This is a genomic window from Mycobacterium sp. E3305, assembly GCF_001666785.1.
Classification (GTDB): domain Bacteria; phylum Actinomycetota; class Actinomycetes; order Mycobacteriales; family Mycobacteriaceae; genus Mycobacterium.
In genome coordinates, this window is the sequence record NZ_LZJA01000007.1 from 18,087 (window position 1) to 37,960 (window position 19,874).

At 65.3% G+C, this 19,874-nt stretch carries 17 protein-coding genes; 3 read left to right on the forward strand and 14 right to left on the reverse strand.

What is annotated here, in order from left to right; all coding sequences use genetic code 11:
* Window positions 1-55 precede the first annotated feature (55 nt).
* Window positions 56-1,228 carry a radical SAM family heme chaperone HemW gene (gene hemW, locus A5701_RS00930; RefSeq protein WP_067747551.1) on the forward strand — a complete coding sequence of 391 codons (1,173 nt, stop codon included), beginning with the start codon at window positions 56-58 and terminating at the stop codon, window positions 1,226-1,228.
* A gap of 3 nt (window positions 1,229-1,231) precedes the next feature.
* Here the strand turns inward: hemW and A5701_RS00935 are convergent, their stop codons facing one another.
* The 3 genes from A5701_RS00935 to A5701_RS00945 form a co-directional block, all read right to left on the reverse strand.
* The gene (locus A5701_RS00935) at window positions 1,232-2,446 is read right to left on the reverse strand and encodes a sodium-dependent bicarbonate transport family permease (RefSeq protein ID WP_067747555.1); all 1,215 of its coding nucleotides are present in this window, start codon (window positions 2,444-2,446) and stop codon (window positions 1,232-1,234) included.
* 214 nt (window positions 2,447-2,660) lie between these two features.
* Window positions 2,661-3,896: a sodium-dependent bicarbonate transport family permease gene (locus tag A5701_RS00940; RefSeq protein WP_067747557.1), complete on the reverse strand. Its 1,236-nt coding sequence runs from the start codon at window positions 3,894-3,896 to the stop codon at window positions 2,661-2,663.
* A 290-nt stretch (window positions 3,897-4,186) separates the two neighbouring features.
* Window positions 4,187-4,399, reverse strand: a complete 213-nt coding sequence (locus A5701_RS00945) for a hypothetical protein (RefSeq protein WP_067747559.1) — start codon at window positions 4,397-4,399, stop codon at window positions 4,187-4,189.
* Between the two features lie 367 nt (window positions 4,400-4,766).
* Between A5701_RS00945 and A5701_RS00950 the strand changes: the two genes are divergently transcribed.
* Window positions 4,767-6,119, forward strand: coding sequence for a salicylate synthase (locus tag A5701_RS00950; RefSeq protein ID WP_067747561.1), 1,353 nt, complete (start codon window positions 4,767-4,769; stop codon window positions 6,117-6,119).
* 154 nt (window positions 6,120-6,273) lie between these two features.
* Window positions 6,274-7,290, forward strand: coding sequence for an acyl-ACP desaturase (locus A5701_RS00955; RefSeq protein WP_067747563.1), 1,017 nt, complete (start codon window positions 6,274-6,276; stop codon window positions 7,288-7,290).
* A 475-nt stretch (window positions 7,291-7,765) separates the two neighbouring features.
* On the opposite strand, the gene A5701_RS00960 is transcribed toward A5701_RS00955, so the two are convergent.
* The 11 genes from A5701_RS00960 to A5701_RS01010 all read right to left on the reverse strand — a co-directional run bounded on the left by A5701_RS00960 (window position 7,766) and on the right by A5701_RS01010 (window position 19,753).
* On the reverse strand, window positions 7,766-8,689 hold the full coding sequence (locus tag A5701_RS00960; protein ID WP_067747565.1) for a MerR family transcriptional regulator: 924 nt from the start codon (window positions 8,687-8,689) through the stop codon (window positions 7,766-7,768).
* Window positions 8,690-8,692: 3 nt separating this feature from the next.
* A complete protein-coding gene (locus A5701_RS00965; protein WP_067747567.1) occupies window positions 8,693-10,195 on the reverse strand; it encodes an NAD(P)/FAD-dependent oxidoreductase in 1,503 nt (500 codons plus the stop codon).
* Entirely contained in the window at window positions 10,192-11,112 is a 921-nt protein-coding gene (locus A5701_RS00970; protein ID WP_067747569.1) for a reductase, read from the reverse strand. The genes A5701_RS00965 and A5701_RS00970 overlap by 4 nt, the downstream gene beginning before the upstream one ends.
* Before the next feature lie 20 nt (window positions 11,113-11,132).
* Window positions 11,133-11,975 (reverse strand): SDR family oxidoreductase, encoded by an 843-nt coding sequence (locus tag A5701_RS00975; RefSeq protein WP_067747571.1) that lies wholly within the window; start codon window positions 11,973-11,975, stop codon window positions 11,133-11,135.
* A 3-nt stretch (window positions 11,976-11,978) separates the two neighbouring features.
* Window positions 11,979-12,989, reverse strand: coding sequence for an alpha/beta hydrolase (locus A5701_RS00980; protein ID WP_082954940.1), 1,011 nt, complete (start codon window positions 12,987-12,989; stop codon window positions 11,979-11,981).
* 114 nt (window positions 12,990-13,103) lie between these two features.
* Window positions 13,104-14,267, reverse strand: a complete 1,164-nt coding sequence (locus tag A5701_RS00985) for an NDMA-dependent alcohol dehydrogenase (protein WP_067747573.1) — start codon at window positions 14,265-14,267, stop codon at window positions 13,104-13,106.
* A 22-nt stretch (window positions 14,268-14,289) separates the two neighbouring features.
* Entirely contained in the window at window positions 14,290-15,741 is a 1,452-nt protein-coding gene (locus A5701_RS00990) for an aldehyde dehydrogenase family protein (RefSeq protein ID WP_067747660.1), read from the reverse strand.
* A 14-nt stretch (window positions 15,742-15,755) separates the two neighbouring features.
* The gene (locus tag A5701_RS00995) at window positions 15,756-16,550 is read right to left on the reverse strand and encodes an SDR family oxidoreductase (protein WP_067747575.1); all 795 of its coding nucleotides are present in this window, start codon (window positions 16,548-16,550) and stop codon (window positions 15,756-15,758) included.
* Complete coding sequence (locus A5701_RS01000; protein WP_067747577.1) at window positions 16,543-17,823, reverse strand: amidohydrolase family protein; 1,281 nt, start codon at window positions 17,821-17,823, stop codon at window positions 16,543-16,545. The genes A5701_RS00995 and A5701_RS01000 overlap by 8 nt, the downstream gene beginning before the upstream one ends.
* 118 nt (window positions 17,824-17,941) lie before the next feature.
* A complete protein-coding gene (locus tag A5701_RS01005; protein WP_067747579.1) occupies window positions 17,942-18,574 on the reverse strand; it encodes a TetR/AcrR family transcriptional regulator in 633 nt (210 codons plus the stop codon).
* Between the two features lie 54 nt (window positions 18,575-18,628).
* Window positions 18,629-19,753 (reverse strand): dihydrodipicolinate reductase, encoded by a 1,125-nt coding sequence (locus A5701_RS01010; RefSeq protein ID WP_067747581.1) that lies wholly within the window; start codon window positions 19,751-19,753, stop codon window positions 18,629-18,631.
* Window positions 19,754-19,874: the final 121 nt, after the last annotated feature.

Consider the following 19,874-nt stretch of genomic DNA (forward strand, 5'->3'; position numbering starts at 1 on the left):
GGGCACGGTGGATCGACGCCGCGGCCGGGTACCGCACACCGTGGGATGATTTGGCATGGCCCTTCGCGAGGAAGCCGTCGAGCTGCCCGACCTCCAGCCCGTCCCCGAGCGGCCGTTCGGGATCTACATTCACGTCCCGTTCTGCATAACCCGTTGCGGCTATTGCGATTTCAACACCTACACGCCGGCCGAGTTGGGCGGTGTCAATCCCGACGCCTGGCTTGCGGCGCTGCGGACGGAGTTGGAGCTGGCGGCAGAGCGTCTGCCCGGGCCGACCGTGACCACGGTGTTCGTCGGGGGAGGGACGCCGTCACTGCTCGGTGGCGCCCGCGTGGCGTCGGTGCTGGAGATGGTGCGCGAGCATTTCACGCTGGCGCCCGATGCCGAGATCACCACCGAGGCCAACCCGGAGTCCGCCTGGCCGGACTTTTTCGACGCCATTCGCGCGGCCGGCTACACGCGGGTTTCGCTCGGCATGCAGTCGGTGTCCCCGCGAGTGCTGGGGGTTCTCGACCGCATTCACACGCCGAACCGATCGGCGGCGGCCGCCCGAGAGGCCTTGGACGCCGGCTTCGAACACGTCAGCCTCGATCTGATCTATGGAACGCCGGGGGAATCCGACGACGATCTGCTGCGCTCGGTCGACACGGCGATCGACACCGGCGTCGATCACGTGTCCGCCTACGCCCTGGTCGTCGAGGAAGGCACGGCGCTGGCCCGACGGGTCCGGCGCGGCGAGCTCGCCGCCCCCGACGACGACATCCTGGCGCACCGCTACGAGCTGGTCGACGCCCGGCTTTCCGAAGCCGGAATGTCTTGGTACGAGGTGTCCAATTGGGCGCGGCCGGGCGGTGAATGCCGACACAACCTCGGCTATTGGGATGGTGGCCAGTGGTGGGGCGCCGGACCGGGGGCCCATGGCTATGTCGGTGCCACGCGGTGGTGGAACGTCAAGCACCCCAACGCCTACGCGGAAAAGCTGGCCGCCGGCGTATTACCGGTGGGGGGATTCGAGCGGCTCGACTCCGACGCCGTGCACACCGAAGACGTACTCCTGAAAACTCGTCTGCGACAGGGCCTTCCGCGCGATGTGCTGAATTCTGCCGAGGGGGCGCGGGCCGAAGGCGCGGTCGCCGACGGGTTGCTGGTGTCCGACGCAGATCGCTTCATCCTCACGCCGCGCGGCCGCCTGCTGGCCGACGCCGTGGTGCGCACCGTGTTGGGGTAGTCCTCAGCTGTTCGGGAACCAATGCGCGACTGCGCGATTGATCTCGATGTACAGCGGGATCCCGATCGTGACGGTGTAGGAGAAGGTCAGACCCAGCGCGGCCGCCAGCGGCAGGGTTGGGCTCGCCTCTGGGATCCCCAGCCGCTGGACCGCGGGCAGCGTGATGTAGGACGCCGCACTGCACAGCACCGCGAACAAGACGTAGGTGCCCGGCTGGAAGTGCGTGTCGGTCAGGTTGGCGTAGGCGTAGGCGGCCAGGATGCCAAGTGCCGCAAACAGGTTGGGCGCCAACAGGCCGAAGGCGATGAACCCGCCACCGGCCAACTTCAGATCCCGTAATTTGCGGGACGCCGTCATGCCCATCTCGAGCAGAAACAGGCAGAGCACGCCCTGAAACGCCGCAACGAAGAGCTCGTTTTGGTCGTGCACAACCTTCTGGCCCTGCAGCGCGCTGATGAAGCCGATGGCGATGCCGCCGACGAGGAGGATGAGGCCGGGATTGAGGAACACTTCCTGCAATATCGCCCGTGACATCAGCGGTGCCTTCTCGCGCTGCGGGGTGTTCCCGTACCACGCGTGCTCCTGCTTTTCCAGCGAGAACTCCAGCTCCTCTTCGATTCCGCGCTCGACCCCGTCGTCAACGCCCTCGGCCTGGGCGGCAGCGCCGGGACCTACCCTTGCGGGGGCGGTGTAACCCTGCTCGTCCGGCATGTACCCGGCTTCGTCCATCCCGCGGTGTCGCAGCCGGGCCACCAGGTATAGGGCAACCAGGCAGCCGGGAATCTCCATGAACGCGAGTAGAACCGGCATGTAGGCGTCGAAGGCGATCTTCACGCTGGTCAACACGGCCACGCAGGTGGCGAAGGCGCCCGCCGAGTCCGACCCGTAGTAACCGGCGACCGTCGCCCTGTCGACGCGTCGCAGCCGCGTCAGGTACCTCAGCAAGACATAGGTGAGCACTCCGATCACGAAGTTCAGCACCAAGCCCAGCGCGACGAATCCGGCGATGTTGTCGATATCGGCGGGTTTCACTTTCGCCAGCTCTTCGCCACCCTGCCAGCCGACGGCCACCAGCAGATACATCGTCAAACCCTGGTAGATCACGTACGGGAATTCGAACCGCACCCTCAGGATCGGAATGAGGAAACCGAAGTAGAAGAACAGCAGCAGCGGCTTGAACAGATTGTGGATGAAGTTCTGCCACATCTCTTGAAGCATGGGCGCCTCCTGGCGACGCAGTACAGCCCGGCGGGTGGCAGCAGGCGACTCGCGGCGCCCCTGAACTTAGTGGAACCTCGCGGGCTTGAGCGAGCCGACCATCGCGTCTTTACGAACAATTAACAAGTGGCCGATTGGGACCTTGGCGCGGCCCGTCAAACGAACTGTCGCCCACCATGATTCACCGGCCTGCGCGACCGCGTGGTTGGCGAAACTAGAACCAGTGGGCGATCAGCCGATTGACCTCGATGTACAGCGGGATGCCGATGGTGACGTTGTAGGAGAACGTCAAGCCGAGCGACGCGGCAAGCGGCAGGGTGGGACTGGCCTCCGGGATGGCGAGCCGCTGGACCGCCGGGACGGCGATGTAGGACGCGGCGCCACAGAGCACCGCGAAAAGCACATAGGTGCCGGGCTTGAAGTCGGCGTGGGTGAGCGACGAGTAGATGTGCGCGACCAGGATGCCAAGCGGGGCAAAGATATTCGGGGCCAACAGGCCGAAGACGATGAACCCGGGGCCGGCGCTGCGCAGGTCCTTCAGCTTCCGGGAAGCCGTCATGCCCATCTCGAGCAGGAACAGACACAGCACGCCCTGGAACGCCATGACGAAGAACTTGTCGTCATCGGCGACCACCTTCTGCCCCTGTAGCCCACTGACCAGGCCGATGATGATGCCCCCCATCAGCAGGACAAGTCCGGGGTTGAGGAACACCTCTTGGAACAGCTCCCGCGAGAAGATCGGCGCCCGCTTGCGCGCCGGGCCGGCAGTGCTCTGGTCGGGCTCCCAGTCCGGGTGGTCGAGCTTTTCCAGGGAGAATTCCAGCTCCTCTTCGATGCCGCGCTCGTGCTCGGCCGCCAGGCTCTGGCCGTGCGGTGGCTTGGCCGCGGTGCCCGGCCCGACCGAAACCCGCACCGGCGCTGTGTAGCCCGGTTCGTCGACCATGTTCCCCGCCGCGTCCATCCCGCGGTGACGCAGCCGCGCCACCAAATACAGGGCCACCAGACAGCCGGGAATCTCCATGACGGCCAACATGACCGGCATGTACGCGTTGAAGGCCATGCCGACGGCCGTCAGCACGGCCACGCAGGTGGCGAACGTTCCCGCTGAGTCTGACCCGTAATAGCCGGCAACGGTCGCTCGGTCGACTCGCCGGAGGGTGGTCAGCCAGTTCAGCAGCAGGTAGGCGATGCCGCCGATTACGAAGTTCAGCACGAATCCCAAAACCATGAAGCCGACGATCATCCCGATGCTGCCGGCGCTGATCTTCGCGAGCTCTTCACCCCCGTGCCAACCAATGGCCAGCAGCAGGTACATGGTCAAGCCCTGATAGATGACGTAGGGGAATTCGAAGCGCACCTTCAGGATCGGAATGAGAAAGCCGAAGTAGAAGAACAGCAGGAGCGGCTTGAACAGGTTGTGGGTGAAGTTCTGCCAAAACTCTTGCAGCATTTGATGCCTTCCTCGATGAGTGCGGTGATCAGGGAAAGCACCGTCCGCAAGCGGAGCCACCACGAACATCCCGACGACCGTGGAAAACTTATCCCCGGCGATGTCAAACCGCCACTCGAATGCAAAGCATGAAGTACAGGCGTGTCGAATCGATGCCGACGCGCCGATGACGGGCAAAAGCGCTGTTCAGACGGTTTCTGCCGACTGCCTTCCGGCCGCGGGCCACCGACACCGCAGGCGTGGGTTTGGTGGGAATATGCTGTGCATTTGCTGTGTGGCTAGCACAGGAATCAGCGGGCCGACGAAATTACCGAGGGCCTGACCCCGACGCCCTTCTTGCGGTGTGTCACCGACAGCCATGCCATCGGCGAGTAATAGGTGGTGATTTCCTCGAAGCCGTCGACCCTCGAGACTGTGAGCACGCCGGTCTCTTGATTGATTTCAAGCCCGTCACTCTCGCTGCCCTGGATCTCTTCGCCGTTCGCCAGCCGGATCACGAACATGACGTCGCTTTCGAATCGGCACGATCGTGCTCGCCGGAATTCACCGCCACTCCTTCACTCACGCCGCTGGGGCCTGCCGCCTCCCATTAAATCTCCCGGCCGGCGGGTTCGCACGATCTCGCCCGGAGTTCAGGCGAGGTCACGTCGCATGGGCCGTGCAGGGCTCCGACCGGGCGGGTCGTCGCGTCCCGTGTACCTGCGCTAACTGGCAGAGTCGGCGGGCCGGCGTGGGATCGAGGTGCGGCACAAGCGGGGACGGGCCGCCGCCCCGGCTTGACGAAGTTCTCGGCAGGACGGAGCGAATATGCCGGGCCGCGGCTGGGACAGCTTGCGCGTCCTTAGATAGGTTAGGCTACATTTACTAACCGTGACCGAGGTCAGCGTTCAGACGAGTTCCGCCGGCTCCACGTCATCGCCGATTCCACTTCCCGCACACGTGCACCCGGCCGACCTGGCCGCCGAGCTCGCCACGCGGTTGCCCGAACAAGCCGGCGAGGAGTACCTGGTCTACGAGCGCGGCGGTCAATGGGTACTCGCCAGCGGCGTGCGCGCGATGGTCGAGCTGGACAGCGACGAGATGCGGGTCGTCCGGGACGGCGTGACTCAGCGCCAACGGTGGTCGGGGCGGCCCGGGCCGGTCCTGGGTGAAGCCATTGACAGGCTGTTGCTGGAGACCGACCAGCTCTTCGGTTGGATCGCCTTCGAGTTCGGCGTCTACCGGTACGGGCTGGAGCAACGGTTGTCGCCGGGAACCCCGCTGGCCCGCGTGTTCTGGCCGCGCACTCGCATCGTGGTGACCCGGGAGCACGTCCAGCTCTGGGGCGCGACGGCGGCGCATCGCGACATGGTTCTCGGCCTGTTGGGCGACGGCATGCCCGAGGTGCGCCAGGCGCGCCCCGTCGACGTCATCGCCGACCCGTCCAACTATCGCGACCGGGTGGCATCGGCCGTCCGCGAGATCGCGGGGGGCCGCTACCACAAGGTGATCCTGTCCCGTTCGCTGGAAGTGCCTTTCCCCCTGGACTTCCCGTCGACTTATCGGCTCGGTCGCCGCCACAACACCCCGGTGCGGTCATTCCTGTTGCGTCTGGGGGGAATTCGCGCTGTCGGTTACAGCCCCGAGCTGGTCGCGGCGGTCCATGATGACGGCATCGTGTTGACCGAGCCCCTGGCGGGCACCCGCGCGCTGGGTCGCGGTGTGGCACTCGACCGGCAGGCCCGCGACGACCTGGAGTCGAATTCCAAAGAAATTGTCGAACATGCGATCTCGGTGCGCAGCTCGCTGCAGGAGATCACCGAGATAGCCGAACCCGGTAGCGCGGTGGTCACCGACTTCATGACGGTGCGCGAACGCGGCAGCGTGCAGCACCTGGGCTCCACGGTCAGCGGGCGACTGGGCCCGTCGAACGACCGGATGGACGCGCTGGAAGCGCTCTTCCCGGCCGTCACCGCGTCGGGCATCCCGAAAGCGGGCGGCGTCGAAGCGATCCTGCGCCTCGACGAGGGTCCGCGCGGCCTGTATTCCGGAGCGGTCGTGATGTTTTCGGCCGACGGCGGCCTGGACGCGGCGTTGACGCTGCGGGCGGCATACGAGCGCGATGGCAGGACGTGGTTGCGCGCGGGGGCGGGCATCATCGAAGAGTCCACCCCCGAGCGTGAATTCGAAGAGACCTGCGAAAAGCTGTCCACACTCGCGCCCTATCTGGTTGCGCGGCAGTAGCCCGTCCGGTCGGTCGAGGGCGCTGTGAGCGGCGTCCCTCGGCGTAGGGACCTTTGGCCCTAGTTGGTCGAGTTTCCCGCGTGTCATCTTTATGTAACCCAATGACACAGATACATTGCGCGTTACTGGACGGCACACATAACTGGAGGGCTTCGTGTCCGAGGACCTGACTAATCTGCAGCTACTACACGAGCTCGAGCCTGTGGTCGAGGGCCTGCTCAACCGCCATCTTTCGATGTTCAAGGAGTGGAATCCCCACGACTACGTCCCGTGGTCGGACGGCAAGAACTTCTACGCGCTGGACGGTCAGGACTGGGAACCCGGGCAGAGCCGGCTCCCCGACGTCGCGCAGGTGGCGATGGTGCAAAACCTGCTGACCGAGGACAATTTGCCGTCCTATCACCGCGAGATCGCGATGAACTTCAGCATGGACGGCCCGTGGGGTCAGTGGGTCAACAGGTGGACGGCCGAGGAGGCCCGGCACAGCACCGCGCTGCGCGACTACCTTGTGGTCACCCGCGCCGTCGACCCGGTGGCGCTCGAGCAGCTGCGGCTCGAGCAAATGACTCGGGGCTTCAGCCCGGGACAGAATCAGCAGGGCGACATGTTTGCCGAGAGTCTGTTCGACTCGGTCATGTACGTCTCGTTTCAGGAACTGGCTACCAGGGTCTCCCACCGCAACACCGGCAAGGCCTCGCAAGAACCGATCGCCGAGCAGCTGATGGCCCGAGTCTCGCACGACGAAAACCTGCACATGATCTTCTACCGGGACGTCAGCGCGGCGGGTCTGGACATCGCCCCGAACCAGGCGATGAAGTCGGTCCACAAGATCCTGCGCAACTTCAAGATGCCGGGATTCACGGTGCCGGAGTTCCGGCGTAAGGCGGTGATCATCGCCGTTGGCGGCGTCTACGACCCGCGCATCCACCTCGACGAGGTGGTGATGCCCGTGCTGAGGAAGTGGCGCATCTTCGAACGCGAAGACTTCACCGGCGACGCCGCGCGGATGCGCGACGATCTCGCCGTGTTGGTCAAGGAGCTCGAGCAGGCCTCCGACAAGTTCGAGGAGTCCAAGCAGCGTTATCTCGAGCGTGAGGCCCGCAAGACCGAACGAATCACGGCCAGCAAGGTGCTCCAAACGGAAGGCACGCTGACCTTGAGCGGCCACTGACGAGGTCCGGGTGCGCGGGGTTCCTGTCCCAGCAGCCTGACGGCAGCGTTCGCTGCGCTCGAAATGTGTCAGTTCCGCCGGGGGCGGGCGATCTAAGCCGCTGCGCCCTCCGAGCGCGTCTTGGCTGAGGACTGAACTCCGGCGCTTCGCCTGATTGGGGAGTTTGAACCCCGGCTGGGCGGGGAATTCCTGCATGCCCCTCATATTGTGAAGATCAGGAAGTCCCATGCTTAGCGCACGTATCGACCGCTTCAAGGAAGATTGGTTTCTGTTTCTCGGCAAGCTAGCGGCTGTGTCCACCCCGCAGTTGGGCATCATCTACGGCTTTGCCAATCGTCGAGAGGCGCGGGATCCGGTGAGCCAGGGCGGGCCGACGGCGCGTCCTCTCGCTCACCGGCCCCGACTGATCGCGTAGCGTTTCCGATTCGACCCGCAAACCGACGGTCAGGGGGCTTACCCCCGGGACCGGCCCCGCTCAGGCCCAGTCGGCGGTCGCGTTGGACTCGAGGTAATCGGCGAGTATGCGGCTCACCAGTGACTCGATATTCGACTCGATCGACGACGCGAGCGTGGCGGCGACCGTTGCCACGGCCTGAGTCCGGAAGCGCACCAGCATGGTGATCAGCTCGGCGATCTCGGCATCCGCCGGCAAGGGTTCCCCCGGCTTGATGCGGTCCAGGACATGCTCGGCGCCGGCGCGCACCAGCATGTCGCTGATCTTGTCTATTTCGGGCACGATCTGCTCGTGTAAGTCGACGAGCTTCTCCAATTTGACGCCGTAGCCCCGTATTTCGTTGAACGCCTCGATCAGTTTGGGGCGGGTGACGGTGGCTCTCGCCCCGTCGACCCGGATGACCTGCAGCGCCACCAGGCGGTCGAACGCTTCGGGGTCGTCAACGAGTCGCTGCGCATCGGCCAGCGGCATGGTCTCAGGCTTCTCCGTCGTCCAGGTGCCCACGATCGCCGTCTCGAGGCCCAGCACGTCGCCCAGGTTCTTGCCTTCTTCCCAGGCGCTGAGCATTTCGCGCACGTGGGCGATGTTGTATCCGCGGTCGAGCATCGAGGTGATCAGCCGCAGGCGGGTGAGGTGCGTGTCGTTGAACAGGGCGATGCGCCCGACGCGCAACGGCGGAGGAAGCAGCCCGCGGTCACGGTAGACCCGGATGTTGCGGGTGGTCGTGCCGGCCAGCCGCGCCAGGTCGTCGATCCGGTACTCACCGGATGCGGGGGCACCTTGCGGGTGGCGGACCGCTGCGTCGAACAGTTGTGAGACCGCGGTCTCGATCAACTGCCGGTACTCCCGCGACTGGCGCCGCACGCGCCTCGGCGCGCGCCGCACGTTGTGCAGCACGCTGGCGATGGTGCCGGGTTCGGGTCTCGAAGAACGGTCGGGTGCCATGCGTCAGCCCGACGCGGCGGCAAGCGGCGTGGAGTCGCGCGCCACCGCTTGGTAGTCCCCGTAGCGGAAATCTTTCATCTGGCGAAGATACTGCGTCGCGAAACCCGGGTACATCGACCCGTTGTATCCGTCCTTGGTCAGGTACCAGCTGCGGCAACCGGACATCCACGTCGTCTTCGTGAGGCGGCGCTGCAGGCTGTCGTTGTGGCGGCGCTGAACCTCTTCGCGCACATCGAGATAACGCAGGTCGTTGTCGAGAATGGCGGTGATGCCGCGAACCGCGTACTCGAGCTGACCCTCGATGTAGACCAGCAGCGAGTTGTGGCCAGGCCCGGAGTTGGGCCCGGTCATGACGAACAGATTCGGATATCCGTGCACGCTGATGCTCTTGTAAGCCTGTGCGCCATCGGCCCATTCGTCACCCAGCGAGCGGCCGCGCAGGCCGGTGACCGGGAAGGGCGGTCCGGTCAGATGGACGTCGTAGCCGGTGGCGAACACGATGCAGTCCAGGTGATGTTCGATGCCGTCGCTGGTGCGGATGCCGACCGGGCTCAGGGTGGCGATCGGCCAGTCGATGAGCTTGCAGTTCTCGCGCTGAAGGGCGGGGTAGTAGTCGCTGGAGACCAGCATGCGCTTGCAGCCCGGGCGGAAGTCCGGCGTCAGCTGGCGGCGCAGCCACGGGTCCCTCACCTGAGCGCGCAGATGCGCCCGCCCCAGCCGGGCGGCCAACGAGGTCAGCGGCGTGTCCCACACCAGGGCCGTGGCGCTGGCCTCGTGGCCCCAGAACAACGCCTGCCGCGCAAGTTGCTGGGCGGCGGGCACTTTGGCGAAGAGGGTCTGCAGGGCGGGCGGGGTGGCGACGTCCAGGCGCGGCAACACCCAGCATGGCGTGCGTTGGAACACCTTGACCAACCCGGCCCGCTTCGCCAGCTCGGGGATGATCTGAATGGCGCTGGCGCCGGTACCGATGACGGCGACCCGTTTGCCCGAGAAGTCGTAGTCGTGGTCCCAGCGGGCGCTGTGAATCTTGTGTCCGCGGTAACTGTCCAGGCCGCGAATGTCGGGGAACCTGACGTCCGACAGCGGTCCGGAGGCCAGCACGACGGTGCGCGCGCGGAATCGCTTGCGGCCTTTGGTGGTTGCCGTCCACACCCCGCTGTTCTCGTCGAAGGCCAGACCGCTGACCTCCTGGCCGAATCGAATGTGGCGACGGATGTCGAATCTGGTCGCCATGTCCTCGAGATGGCGGCAGATCTCCGGGGCGGGGGAGTACGTCCGCGACCAGCTCGGGTTCTTGACGAACGAATACGAATACAGCAGCGAGGGCACGTCACAGCTGGCGCCGGGATAGGTGGTGTCGCGCCAGGTTCCGCCCACCCGGTCGCCGCGTTCCAGGATCACGACGTCGTCGACCCCGGCGTCGGCCAACCGGATCGCCGCTCCCAGTCCGGTGAAGCCGGCACCGATGACGAGCACCGCGTGGGCGCGGTCGGCGGCCATCATCACGCCGCCGGCCGGTAGGTGAGTTCCTTGAACCAGCTGGGCACGGGTTTGAGCAACGGCTTGGGATAGCGGTCCGACAGCCACACCATCGAATTGGCCAGCAGGTGGTAGGGGTGGGCGGGGTTGACGACCATCGCGGCGTGTCGCTTGAGCAGTTGGTATGCCGGCACCCGCGAGGTGCGCTCACCCCGCTCGCCGAGCTGCTTGAAGCGTTTGACCGCGTTGTAGAGGCGCTCGGGCTCCATGCCCATGCCGGCCATCTCGTTGCGGACGCGATTGAGCAGCGGGATATACATCAGGGTGCCGACGATCACGCCCGGCGACGCGACTGTCCCGACGAATTCGATGGCAAGTTTGCGGGCCCTCGCGTGGCCGATCATGTCGAGCACCGCGAAATCGACGGCGATGTGGCGTGATTCGTCGTTGTTGATTTTCTCGAAGACTTGATGGCACACCGGGTCTGCAACGGTGTCGAGCAAGAACTTCAGCAACGCGCCGTCGAGGGCGACCTCCAGCATCGGTATCACGGTGCCCAGCACGGACAACGGCATGTCGTCGGAGTAGGCGTCGAGCCACTGGATGGCGAGCCGGATGTTGACGTTCGGCTTGGGAACTTCGCCGTCGTCGAGCATGCCCCAGCGCTTCATCAGCGCCATCTCGGCGTTGGCGTGCCGTTGCTCCTCGGCGTGGAAGTACCGGTAGATCTCGGCCAGTGTCGGGTTGGGCGCCTTCTTGGCCAGGGCCGCGAATCCGCGGGCGCCCACGTTCTCGATCCAGCACAGGTCGGCCATGAAAGCCTTGAGCTTGGGCCGGAATTCCTCCCGGATGGTGTCGGCGCCGGGCGCGTCCCAATCGATGTCGGCGAGCGCCCATTGGCGGTCCTTGATCTTGGCGAGCATGGCTTCCATGTCGATGGCCACTGGGAGCTCCTTTGCATTGGTCAGGGCACGTTGATTCGCGAGGCCAGACCGGCCGCACGTGTATAGGCGTGTGGTGCCAGGCGTTTGATGCTCCAGCCGATTTTGGCGTCGAGCTGTGGCATGCAGTAGAGGTCGCCGCGGTCGTGCGCGTCCAGGCAGATCCGCGCGACTTTGTCCGCCGAGAATCCGGTCCAGCGCATCAGCTTGTTGGCCAGTTCGCTGGATTCCTCGCTGATGCGGCCGGATTCGACGATGTTGGTCTTGACGAAGGTCGGACACAGCACGGTTACTCGCACGCCGGTGCCTGCCAATTCGGCGGCCAGGGTCTCGGACAGTGACAGCACGCCGGCCTTGCTGACGTTGTAGGGGGCCATTCCCGGCGCCGCGCCGAACGCCGCCGCCGACGCGACGTTGATGATGCCGCGGGGGGCGGGCGACGGCTCCCGGAGGATCGGTGCGAAGACGTGGCAGCCGTGAATGGGGCCCCACAGGTTGATTCCGATGGTCCATGCCCAATCGTCCAGGGGCGTATCACCGATGGCCGCGCCGCCGGCGCCGACGCCGGCGTTGTTGATCACCAGCGTCGGGCATCCGGAAAACCAGGCCTGTGATTGCCCGGCCAGCGCCCGCACGTCCTCGAAGTGCGAGACGTCGCAGCGGATCGCCGTCGCACTGGCGCCCAGTTGGGTGATCGCGTCGGCCGTCCGTTGGGCGGCCGCTTCGTCGATGTCGCTGCAGACGACCCTGCCGCCACGGCGGCCGAGTTCGATGGCGAAGGCCGCCCCGATGCCGCTTCCGGCGCCGGTCACCACCGCGGACGCACCGCGGCTGGTCTTCGGCCTGCCCAGCAGTCTGTCCAGCATCGCTCAGCGCACCTCCTGCGTTGTGACGCGTGCATCCTGCAACGCGTGGGTGACGAAGCGCGCGACGTAGCCCATGGCCGCGGCGGCTTCGGGCATCATCCGGGGCAGCGCCTGAAAGACGTGCACCTGGTGTGGCCAGATCTGCAGTTCGCAACGGCCGCCGGCGGTTTCGATGTCGGCGGCGAGCTGACGGGCGTCGTCTTGCAGCATCTCCGCGCCCCCGGCCTGGATCAATGTCGGGGGAAGCGGAGGGCCGCCGGCGACGTTGAGCGTCAACCGCTGGTGCGCGGGATCGACGCCGGCGTGATACATGCCGACCAGGCGGGCCGCGTCGGCCGCCCGGATCGCGGGATCGCGGCGCAGTCGTTCTCGGGCGAGACACAACTCGAAGCTGAGGTCGTACAGCGGGGAGAACAACGTCAGTGCGGCGGGGTGATCGGCCACCACCTCGGGTTGCAGCAACATGTCGACGGCCAGATGGCCGCCCGCCGAATCCGCGGCGACGACAAGCCCTTTCGGCGACAAACCGCACGAGTTCACCAGCCAGTCCCAGCCCGAGCGCACGTCGTCGGCCGCGGTGGGGAAGCGGTGGCGGGGCGCGAGTCGATAATCGATGCCGAACACCGGCAGACCGGTCAGTGACGACAGCCAGGATGTCAACCGGCGGTGCGTCTTGGCCGAGCACACGGCGAAGCCGCTGCCGTGCACGTAGTAGACGGCGCCCGCGGAGGTGGACGACCGCGCGGTATCACTTGTCGGCGTGCGGGGCCCGTAAACCCATTCGCCCTTGACCCGGCGACCGTCCGGCAGCCTCGTGTCGACGTGTTCGACTCGGGTGCCCGCCAGTGAGGGCCCGAAGGTGCCCATGATCCGGGCGACGATTTGGCGCGACAGCCACAGGCCCCACGCCCGCTCGGGCGGTAGCAGGCCGGTTACGGGCCGCAGGGTGTAAGCACTTACCGCTGCCGCGCCGCGGGACCGCAATGACCCGCGGGCCGGAACACCGTCCGCCATGCCGGGAAGTCAATACCAAATGGTGACATTAGTCAATGGCAGCTTTTAGGGGTCGGGTGCTTGCTTCGCAACGCGCGGCATGCGCGGGCCCATCGGCTCCCCGTCGCCGTCCAACTACTCGAAAGCGATGACGCCCCGGATGTTCTTGCCGGCGCGAAGGTCTTTCATGGCCGCGTTGATGTCGTCGAGCTTGTACTTCTGCGTGACCAACTCGTCGAGCTTGATCAGGCCCGCCTCGTACATCGATAGCAGCTTGGGCATCGCTTCGCGCGGGTTCATCTCGCCGTAGAGCGCCCCTTTGAAGGTCTTGCACGAGTTGACCATGTCGCCGAGCATCATCGGGACCATCATGTCGGTGATCTTGGCCATCCCGGTCAGCACACAGGTTCCGCCCTTGCGCAACAACATCATCGCCGTAAAGATCAGGTCGGCCGGCACCACCCCGGGGGTGAGAACGACGCGGTCGGCCATGACTCCCCAGGTGATCTCCTTGACAAGTTCGACCGCCGCACCGGCATCGACGGCGGTGTGGGTTGCGCCGAACGTCGGCGCGATCTGACGTTTGAATTCGTTGGGGTCGACGGCGACGATGTGCTTGGCGCCCGCGACCTTCGCGCCCTGCACCGCGTTCATGCCGATCCCGCCGACACCAATCACCACGACGGTGTCACCCGCTCCCGTGCCTGCCGCGACGGATCCCGAGCCGAATCCCGTTGTCACACCACAGGACACCAGGGATGCGGCCTCCAAGGGGATCCAGTCATTCACCTTCACCAGCGAACGCTCGGACGCCACCACGTACTCGGAGAACGTGCCGACCTGCATCATCGCCATCAGATCCTCGTCGCCGAGGTGGCGTCGCCGGGTGCCGTCGGTGGTCATTGCCTTGCTGTAAATGTCGGAGCCAATGTCGCACAGGTACGTGTGCCCGGTGGCGCACCATCGGCAGCTACCGCAAGCAGGCAGGAACGAGATCGCCACATGGTCGCCAGGTTTGAGTGTCTTCACCTCGGGACCGACCTCTTCAACGACACCCGAGCCCTCGTGGCCGCCGAGCATCGGGAACCATTCGGGTACCGGAATGCCGGACGCCCGCATCATTTCTTCCATCTCGGCCGTCGGCACACTGTCGCCGGTGTAGAAGTGCTCGTCAGAATGGCAGATGCCGGCGTAGGCCATCTTGACCAGAACCTCGCCGGCGTGCGGAGGATCGAGCTCGACGTCGGTGACTTCCCAATCGATACCGACGCCGCGTAACACCGCTGCTTTGGACTTCATTGTCGCTTCTTTCAGTTGGGAGTCAGGCGGCAGGCCAGCCGACGGTCTTTGTCTCGGTGAAGATTTCGAGCCCCTCGATGCCGCATTGTCGTCCGACACCGGACTGCTTGTAGCCGCCGAACGGCGCGTCCGCGCCGTACCAGAGTCCGCCGTTGATGCCCAGGGTGCCGGTTCTGATCCGGCGTGCGACGGATTTCGCGCGATCTAGATCAGCGGCGAACACCACGCCCGACAGGCCATAGATCGAATCGTTGGCGATGCGCACGGCGTCGTCGTCGCCGTCGAACCCGATGACCGACAGCACCGGCCCGAAGATCTCCTCCTGGGCGATCGTCATCTTGTTGTCGACGTCGGCGAATACCGTTGGCTCGACGTAATAGCCCTTGGGGAGATGCTTGGGCACCCCGCCGCCGGTGACCAGTCGGGCGCCTTCCTGCTTACCCTTCTCGATGTAGCCGAGCACGCGGTCATGCTGCCTTTTGGAGACAAGTGGACCCTGCAGCACCGACGGGTCCGTGGGGTCACCGTATTTGTTGTTCTCCATCGCTGTCTTGACGATTTCGACCGCTTCGTCGTAGCGCGAGTTGGGGACCAGCAGTCGGGTGGGCATCGCGCAGCCCTGCCCGGCGTGCATGCAGATGAAGGCGCTGCCGCCGACCGCGCCGCCGATGTCTCCCTCCTCGTCGAGGACGAGGTAGACGGACTTGCCCCCGAGTTCGAGGAAGGTGGACTTGATGGTCTCGGCGGCCGCCGCCATGATGCGCCTGCCGGTAGCGGTCGAGCCGGTGAACGCCACCATGTCTACCAGTGGCGAGGTCGAAATCACCTCTCCGACGGAATGATCGGACGACGGGACGATGTTGATGACCCCGGGCGGGATGTCGGTGTGTTCGGCGATGATGCGGCCGATTCTGGTGGCGTTCCACGGTGTGTCCGGGGCGGGCTTGAGCACGCAGGTGTTACCCATCGCCAGGATGGGGCCGATCTTGTTCAGGATGATCTCGAAAGGAAAATTCCAGGGCGTGATCACACCGACGACTCCGATCGGCTCCTTCCAGACTTCGCGGGCCGTCAGGCTGCCCAGGCCGAAGGCGTCCTTGTCGGGAAGCGGCCGTTCCCAAGCGAATTCACCGATCATGTCCGCAGGCCAGGTGAGCGCTTCGCGGAGGGGGACGTCGAGCTGCGGTCCGTAGGTGGACAGCACGGGGCAGCCGACCTCCGCGACGAGCTCGCCGCGTAAGTCCTCACGTTCGGCTTCCAGCGCCGCCTGCAGCTGCCGCAGGCCGGCGGCCCGCGCCTCGCCATCGCGTGACCACGCCGCGTTGTCGAACGCGTGCCGTGCCGCAGCGATGGCGCGTTCCATGTCGGCGTGGGTGCCGTCGCAGGTGGTGCCGAGCACCTCCTCGGTCGCCGGATTGACGTTGTCGAATCGCCGCCCGGATACGGACTCGACGAGCTTGCCGTCGATGAGCATGCGCGGTTCGTGGTTCACCAATTCCGAAGCTCCTTCACTGCATCAGAGGCGCGTGGGGCCAGAGTCAGATGTGGGATGAAACTGCTTTTGCCGCAACGGATAACGGAATCGACAACGTCAACCAGGTGCTCGACGTCGACGAGGCCGCCGAGCATGTATTTGTTATCCATCCAGTATCTGATAGCCGCTTCCAGGGCGTCGGGGTCCCACGCCTTGTTGAACTCAGTCTGCGCGTCGCCGGTGCCGCCCAGGCTGTCGCCGACGGCCAGACGGGTGAAGCCGATCTCCGGATGCTCGATGCGCCAGGCCTCGACAAGCTTGTCCAGCGCCGCCTTGGACACCGCGTATGCGCCGAGCAGCGGCCACGGCGTCGTGTACGACGCGCTGAGCGACGAGAGGTAAACGGCACCGCCCGCCGCCGCGGCCAAATGGGGCGCGGCCGCGGCGGTCACGAGTGAGGCGCCGGTGACGTTGGTGGCGAACAGTTGCGCCCACTGTTCCGCGGTCACCTCGCGCAGCGGCGCGAGCACACCCATGCCGGTCGTGTAGACCAGGGCGTCGAGCCCGCCGAGCGCTCCGACCACCTCGGACATCGCCGTCTGGCAATCGTCGGCTACGGTGACGTCGCAGGCGACGGCCACCGCGCCGTTGCCGGCTTCCCCGGCGGCATCGACCAGCCTGTCGTATCGCCGCGCCAGCAGCGCGACATGTGCGCCTCGCTGGGCAAGCCCTATGCCGATGCATCGTCCGAGTCCGGCGGAGGCACCGACGACAGCGACCCGCAGCGGGCTTTGTCCGTTGTCAGACATCGAGCTTGGCGCTCATAGTGCCGAGGGTCGCGCCCGCGGTGCGTTCGAACCGGCCGTGGTCGAAGCTACGGATCTCGACATCGTGGTCACCGGCTTCGGCGCGCAGGGCGCCGACCGTGCATCGTTCTCGGGTGCGATGCCGGAACGGGTCGAATGAGTACCAACGGCATGCGTTCTCATACGTGATCTTGTTGACCTCGTAGTCGGGGAGGTCAACCATGACCAAGGCAAGCTCCTCGGCTGCCGCGGGCCACGACGAGTCGGAGTGCGGGTAGTCGCACTCCCAGGCGATGTTGTCGATGCCGATGTCATGGCGCAGTTTGACGCCAATCGGGTCCGCGATGAAGCAGGTCAGGAAGCGCTCCCGGAACACCTCGCTGGGCAGTTTGTTTCCGAAGTCCTGGCCGGTCCACAGGTGATGCATTTCGTAGGTTCGGTCGAGGCGGTCGATGAAATAGGGAATCCAGCCGGTGCCACCCTCGGAAAGTGCGAAGCGGACGTCGGGAAACTCCTTGATGACGCGGGACCACAGCAGGTCGGCGGCCGCCGAGCAGATGTTCATCGGTTGCAGGGTGATCATTACGTCGACGGGCGCGTTGTCGGCGGTCATCGTGATCTTGCCGGAGGACCCCAGGTGGACCGAGAGCACCGTGTTGGTGTCCGACAGCGCCCGCCACATCGGATCCCAATACTCGTCGTGGAAGCTCGGGAAGCCGAGCGTCGCGGGGTTTTCGGTGAAGGTGACTGAGTGGCAGCCTTTGGCGGCGTTGCGGCGGATCTCATTGGCGCACAATTCGGGATCCCACAGCACGGGCAGCCCCATGGGCAGGAAGCGCCCGGGATACGAGCCGCACCATTCGTCGATGTGCCAGTCGTTGTATGCCTGGGTGACGGCGAGGGCGAGGTCCTTGTCGGTGTGGGTGGCGAACAGCCGGCCCGCGAAGCCGGGGAAGGACGGGAAGCACATCGATCCCAGCACGCCGCCCGCATCCATGTCTTTGATGCGCTCATGAATGTCGTAGCACCCGGGCCGCATTTCGTCGAAAGCGGTCGGCTCGACGCCATACTCATCGCGTGGGCGTCCCGCCACAGCGTTGAGCCCGATGTTGGGAATGATGGCGTCGTTGAAAGTCCACACCTCCGAGCCGTCGGGCCGGCGGATGACCCGGGGCGCCGCGTCCGCGTACTTGCTTGCAAGCCTGCCCTCGAACAGGTTCGGCGGCTCCACGAGGTGATCGTCGACGCTGACCAAGATCATGTCTTCGGGCTGCATGAGTCTCCTTGCACAGAGGTTGAGAACGAGACTATCAGATTGGCAGAGTAACTATTTCGATTTCTGGAAATATTCATTTCCACTGGTGACGGACGTGGCCTCCACACTTCGGCAACGCTCAGCGCCGCGGCGTCGCGTGCGGCTCGACGGCAAACGAGAGCAGTAGCCGGTCCAGGATCCTGGCGGCCCGGCGACGCGCGCTCTTGGGGTTTGCGGAGTGCGCGACGAGCAGCGAGGCCTCCTCGAGCGCGGCGATGAGCATGTGCGTCAGTTCCCCGACGGGTTGATCGTCGATGGTGCCCTCGGCGATCGCCTCGCGGACCACCTCGTTGATCAGGGCGATGCTGTTGCCATTCTGGATTTCGCGCAGGGTCTGCCAGCCCAGCACCACCGGTCCGTCGACAAGTATCACCCGCTGCACCGCGGGTTCCATTGCGGCTTCAAGGAATCCGTGCAATCCACGCGTGAGCCGTTCCCAGGCGTCCGCGCCCGGCGGGGGAGCGGCAATGGACCGGAGGGTGAGATCGTTTTCGACGTCTTCGAATACCGCTCGAAAGAGCTCGGCTTTGTCCTTGAAGTGGTGGTAGAAGGCGCCGCGCGTCCCGACGCCCGACCTCGTCACGAGGTCGCTGATGCTCGTGTTGAAGAACCCGTGTTCAACGAACAGCTCGCGACCCGCGTCGATCAGGTCGCGACGGGTCTGCTCGCCCCGGGCGCGTCGATCCTCGTCCGCCCCGCCACGCTTCGCCATGCCGACGATCGTAGCAACCTTCAGTTTGAATGTTGAGCGTCGGGACGTGCCGCCTCAGCGCACGATCCCGCGAACCGTCATGAGTCCAAGATCGGCGTGCGACTTGAAACCCGGCGGCGCATCGCAGATGGCGGGGATGGAGTTCACGGGCTCCATCGCGGTCCATGCGTAGCCTATGTAACCGGGCTTCGCGTGCTCGCGCGCCTGCGGGCTGCCGCGCAGGATGAGCTCGGTGCCGGGGTCACCGTCGATCACCACGCGGTAGTGGTAATACGGTTCCCAATCGGGCCTCGGGTCGATGGCGTCGTGCTCGATGAACGAGTAGAGCTCGTGCAAGGTGATGAACGGCCTGCCGTCCACCCACGCCGTCCAGAGGTGATGTTGGGATGCGACGGTGCCCGTCTTGATCACACCTCGCAGGCCGGGCATGTCCATGTCCGCGGTGCCCTCGTACGGGATGTCGCGGGTGGCCAGGCCCAGTTCGACGTCTGTCGTGAACTTGTCGACACTCTTGCCCAAGCCTTCGACCACCATCGTCAGCGATTGCGCGAACAACGACCATGCATCTTGAAAGAGATTGCCCTTGGCGAACTCGTCCGGTGTCTTTCCGAATCCCATCTCGTCCAAGTACTTCAGCGTGTCCTTGTTGAAGTTCACCGCCTCGTAGATGTGGATGTGGTCGGTCTTGCCGACGATCCGGGCCAGCGTCAGGACGAGCAGGTCCGCCGCGTAGCCGGGGTGGATGCCGCCTCCGTGGAACGACGTTCCACCGTCTTGGCACGCCGCCTCGATTTTGTCGATGTCGGCGCTGTTGGTTTCCGTCCGATGCCACCAGGCCCCACCCGAGGCGACGACGCTCTTTCCGCCGCGCAGCAGTCGGCAGATCTCGTCGACGTCCGACCAGAGGGGCGCGTAGAACACGCAGTCTGCGTCAAGGCCCTCCAGGGTGGCCTTGTCCGTGGTTGCGAGCACGCCGATCGGCCCCACCCCGACCAGCTCGCCCGCATCCTTGCCAACTTTCTCCGGGCGGTTGCAGAGCACTCCGACCACCTCATAGAGGGGATTGTGGGCGAAGTGGCGCAGCGCCAAGGTCCCGACATTGCCCATGCCCCACTGGATCACGCGATATTTCTTCTCGGCCGCCGACACGCTCGATTCCAGTGGTGATGTGAGCGTCATGGTGTCCCCTTCGCGTGAGGCCAGACGGGAGCGAGCACTCCGGAAACCGAATATGCAGTTTCGCGAATCATTGTTTCCGTACGGTGGCGATTACACAACCTTCATCCGGTATGTTGCCGCT

Coding starts and splice junctions, on each gene's coding strand:
- hemW (WP_067747551.1), top strand. CDS start 56: ATGGCCCTTCGCGAGGAAGCCGTCGAGCTGCCCGACCTCCAGCCCGTC.
- A5701_RS00935 (WP_067747555.1), bottom strand. CDS start 2,446: ATGCTTCAAGAGATGTGGCAGAACTTCATCCACAATCTGTTCAAGCCG.
- A5701_RS00940 (WP_067747557.1), bottom strand. CDS start 3,896: ATGCTGCAAGAGTTTTGGCAGAACTTCACCCACAACCTGTTCAAGCCG.
- A5701_RS00945 (WP_067747559.1), bottom strand. CDS start 4,399: ATGTTCGTGATCCGGCTGGCGAACGGCGAAGAGATCCAGGGCAGCGAG.
- A5701_RS00960 (WP_067747565.1), bottom strand. CDS start 8,689: ATGGCACCCGACCGTTCTTCGAGACCCGAACCCGGCACCATCGCCAGC.
- A5701_RS00975 (WP_067747571.1), bottom strand. CDS start 11,975: ATGCTGGACAGACTGCTGGGCAGGCCGAAGACCAGCCGCGGTGCGTCC.
- A5701_RS00980 (WP_082954940.1), bottom strand. CDS start 12,989: ATGGCGGACGGTGTTCCGGCCCGCGGGTCATTGCGGTCCCGCGGCGCG.
- A5701_RS00985 (WP_067747573.1), bottom strand. CDS start 14,267: ATGAAGTCCAAAGCAGCGGTGTTACGCGGCGTCGGTATCGATTGGGAA.
- A5701_RS00990 (WP_067747660.1), bottom strand. CDS start 15,741: ATGCTCATCGACGGCAAGCTCGTCGAGTCCGTATCCGGGCGGCGATTC.
- A5701_RS00995 (WP_067747575.1), bottom strand. CDS start 16,550: ATGTCTGACAACGGACAAAGCCCGCTGCGGGTCGCTGTCGTCGGTGCC.
- A5701_RS01000 (WP_067747577.1), bottom strand. CDS start 17,823: ATGCAGCCCGAAGACATGATCTTGGTCAGCGTCGACGATCACCTCGTG.
- A5701_RS01005 (WP_067747579.1), bottom strand. CDS start 18,574: ATGGCGAAGCGTGGCGGGGCGGACGAGGATCGACGCGCCCGGGGCGAG.
- A5701_RS01010 (WP_067747581.1), bottom strand. CDS start 19,753: ATGACGCTCACATCACCACTGGAATCGAGCGTGTCGGCGGCCGAGAAG.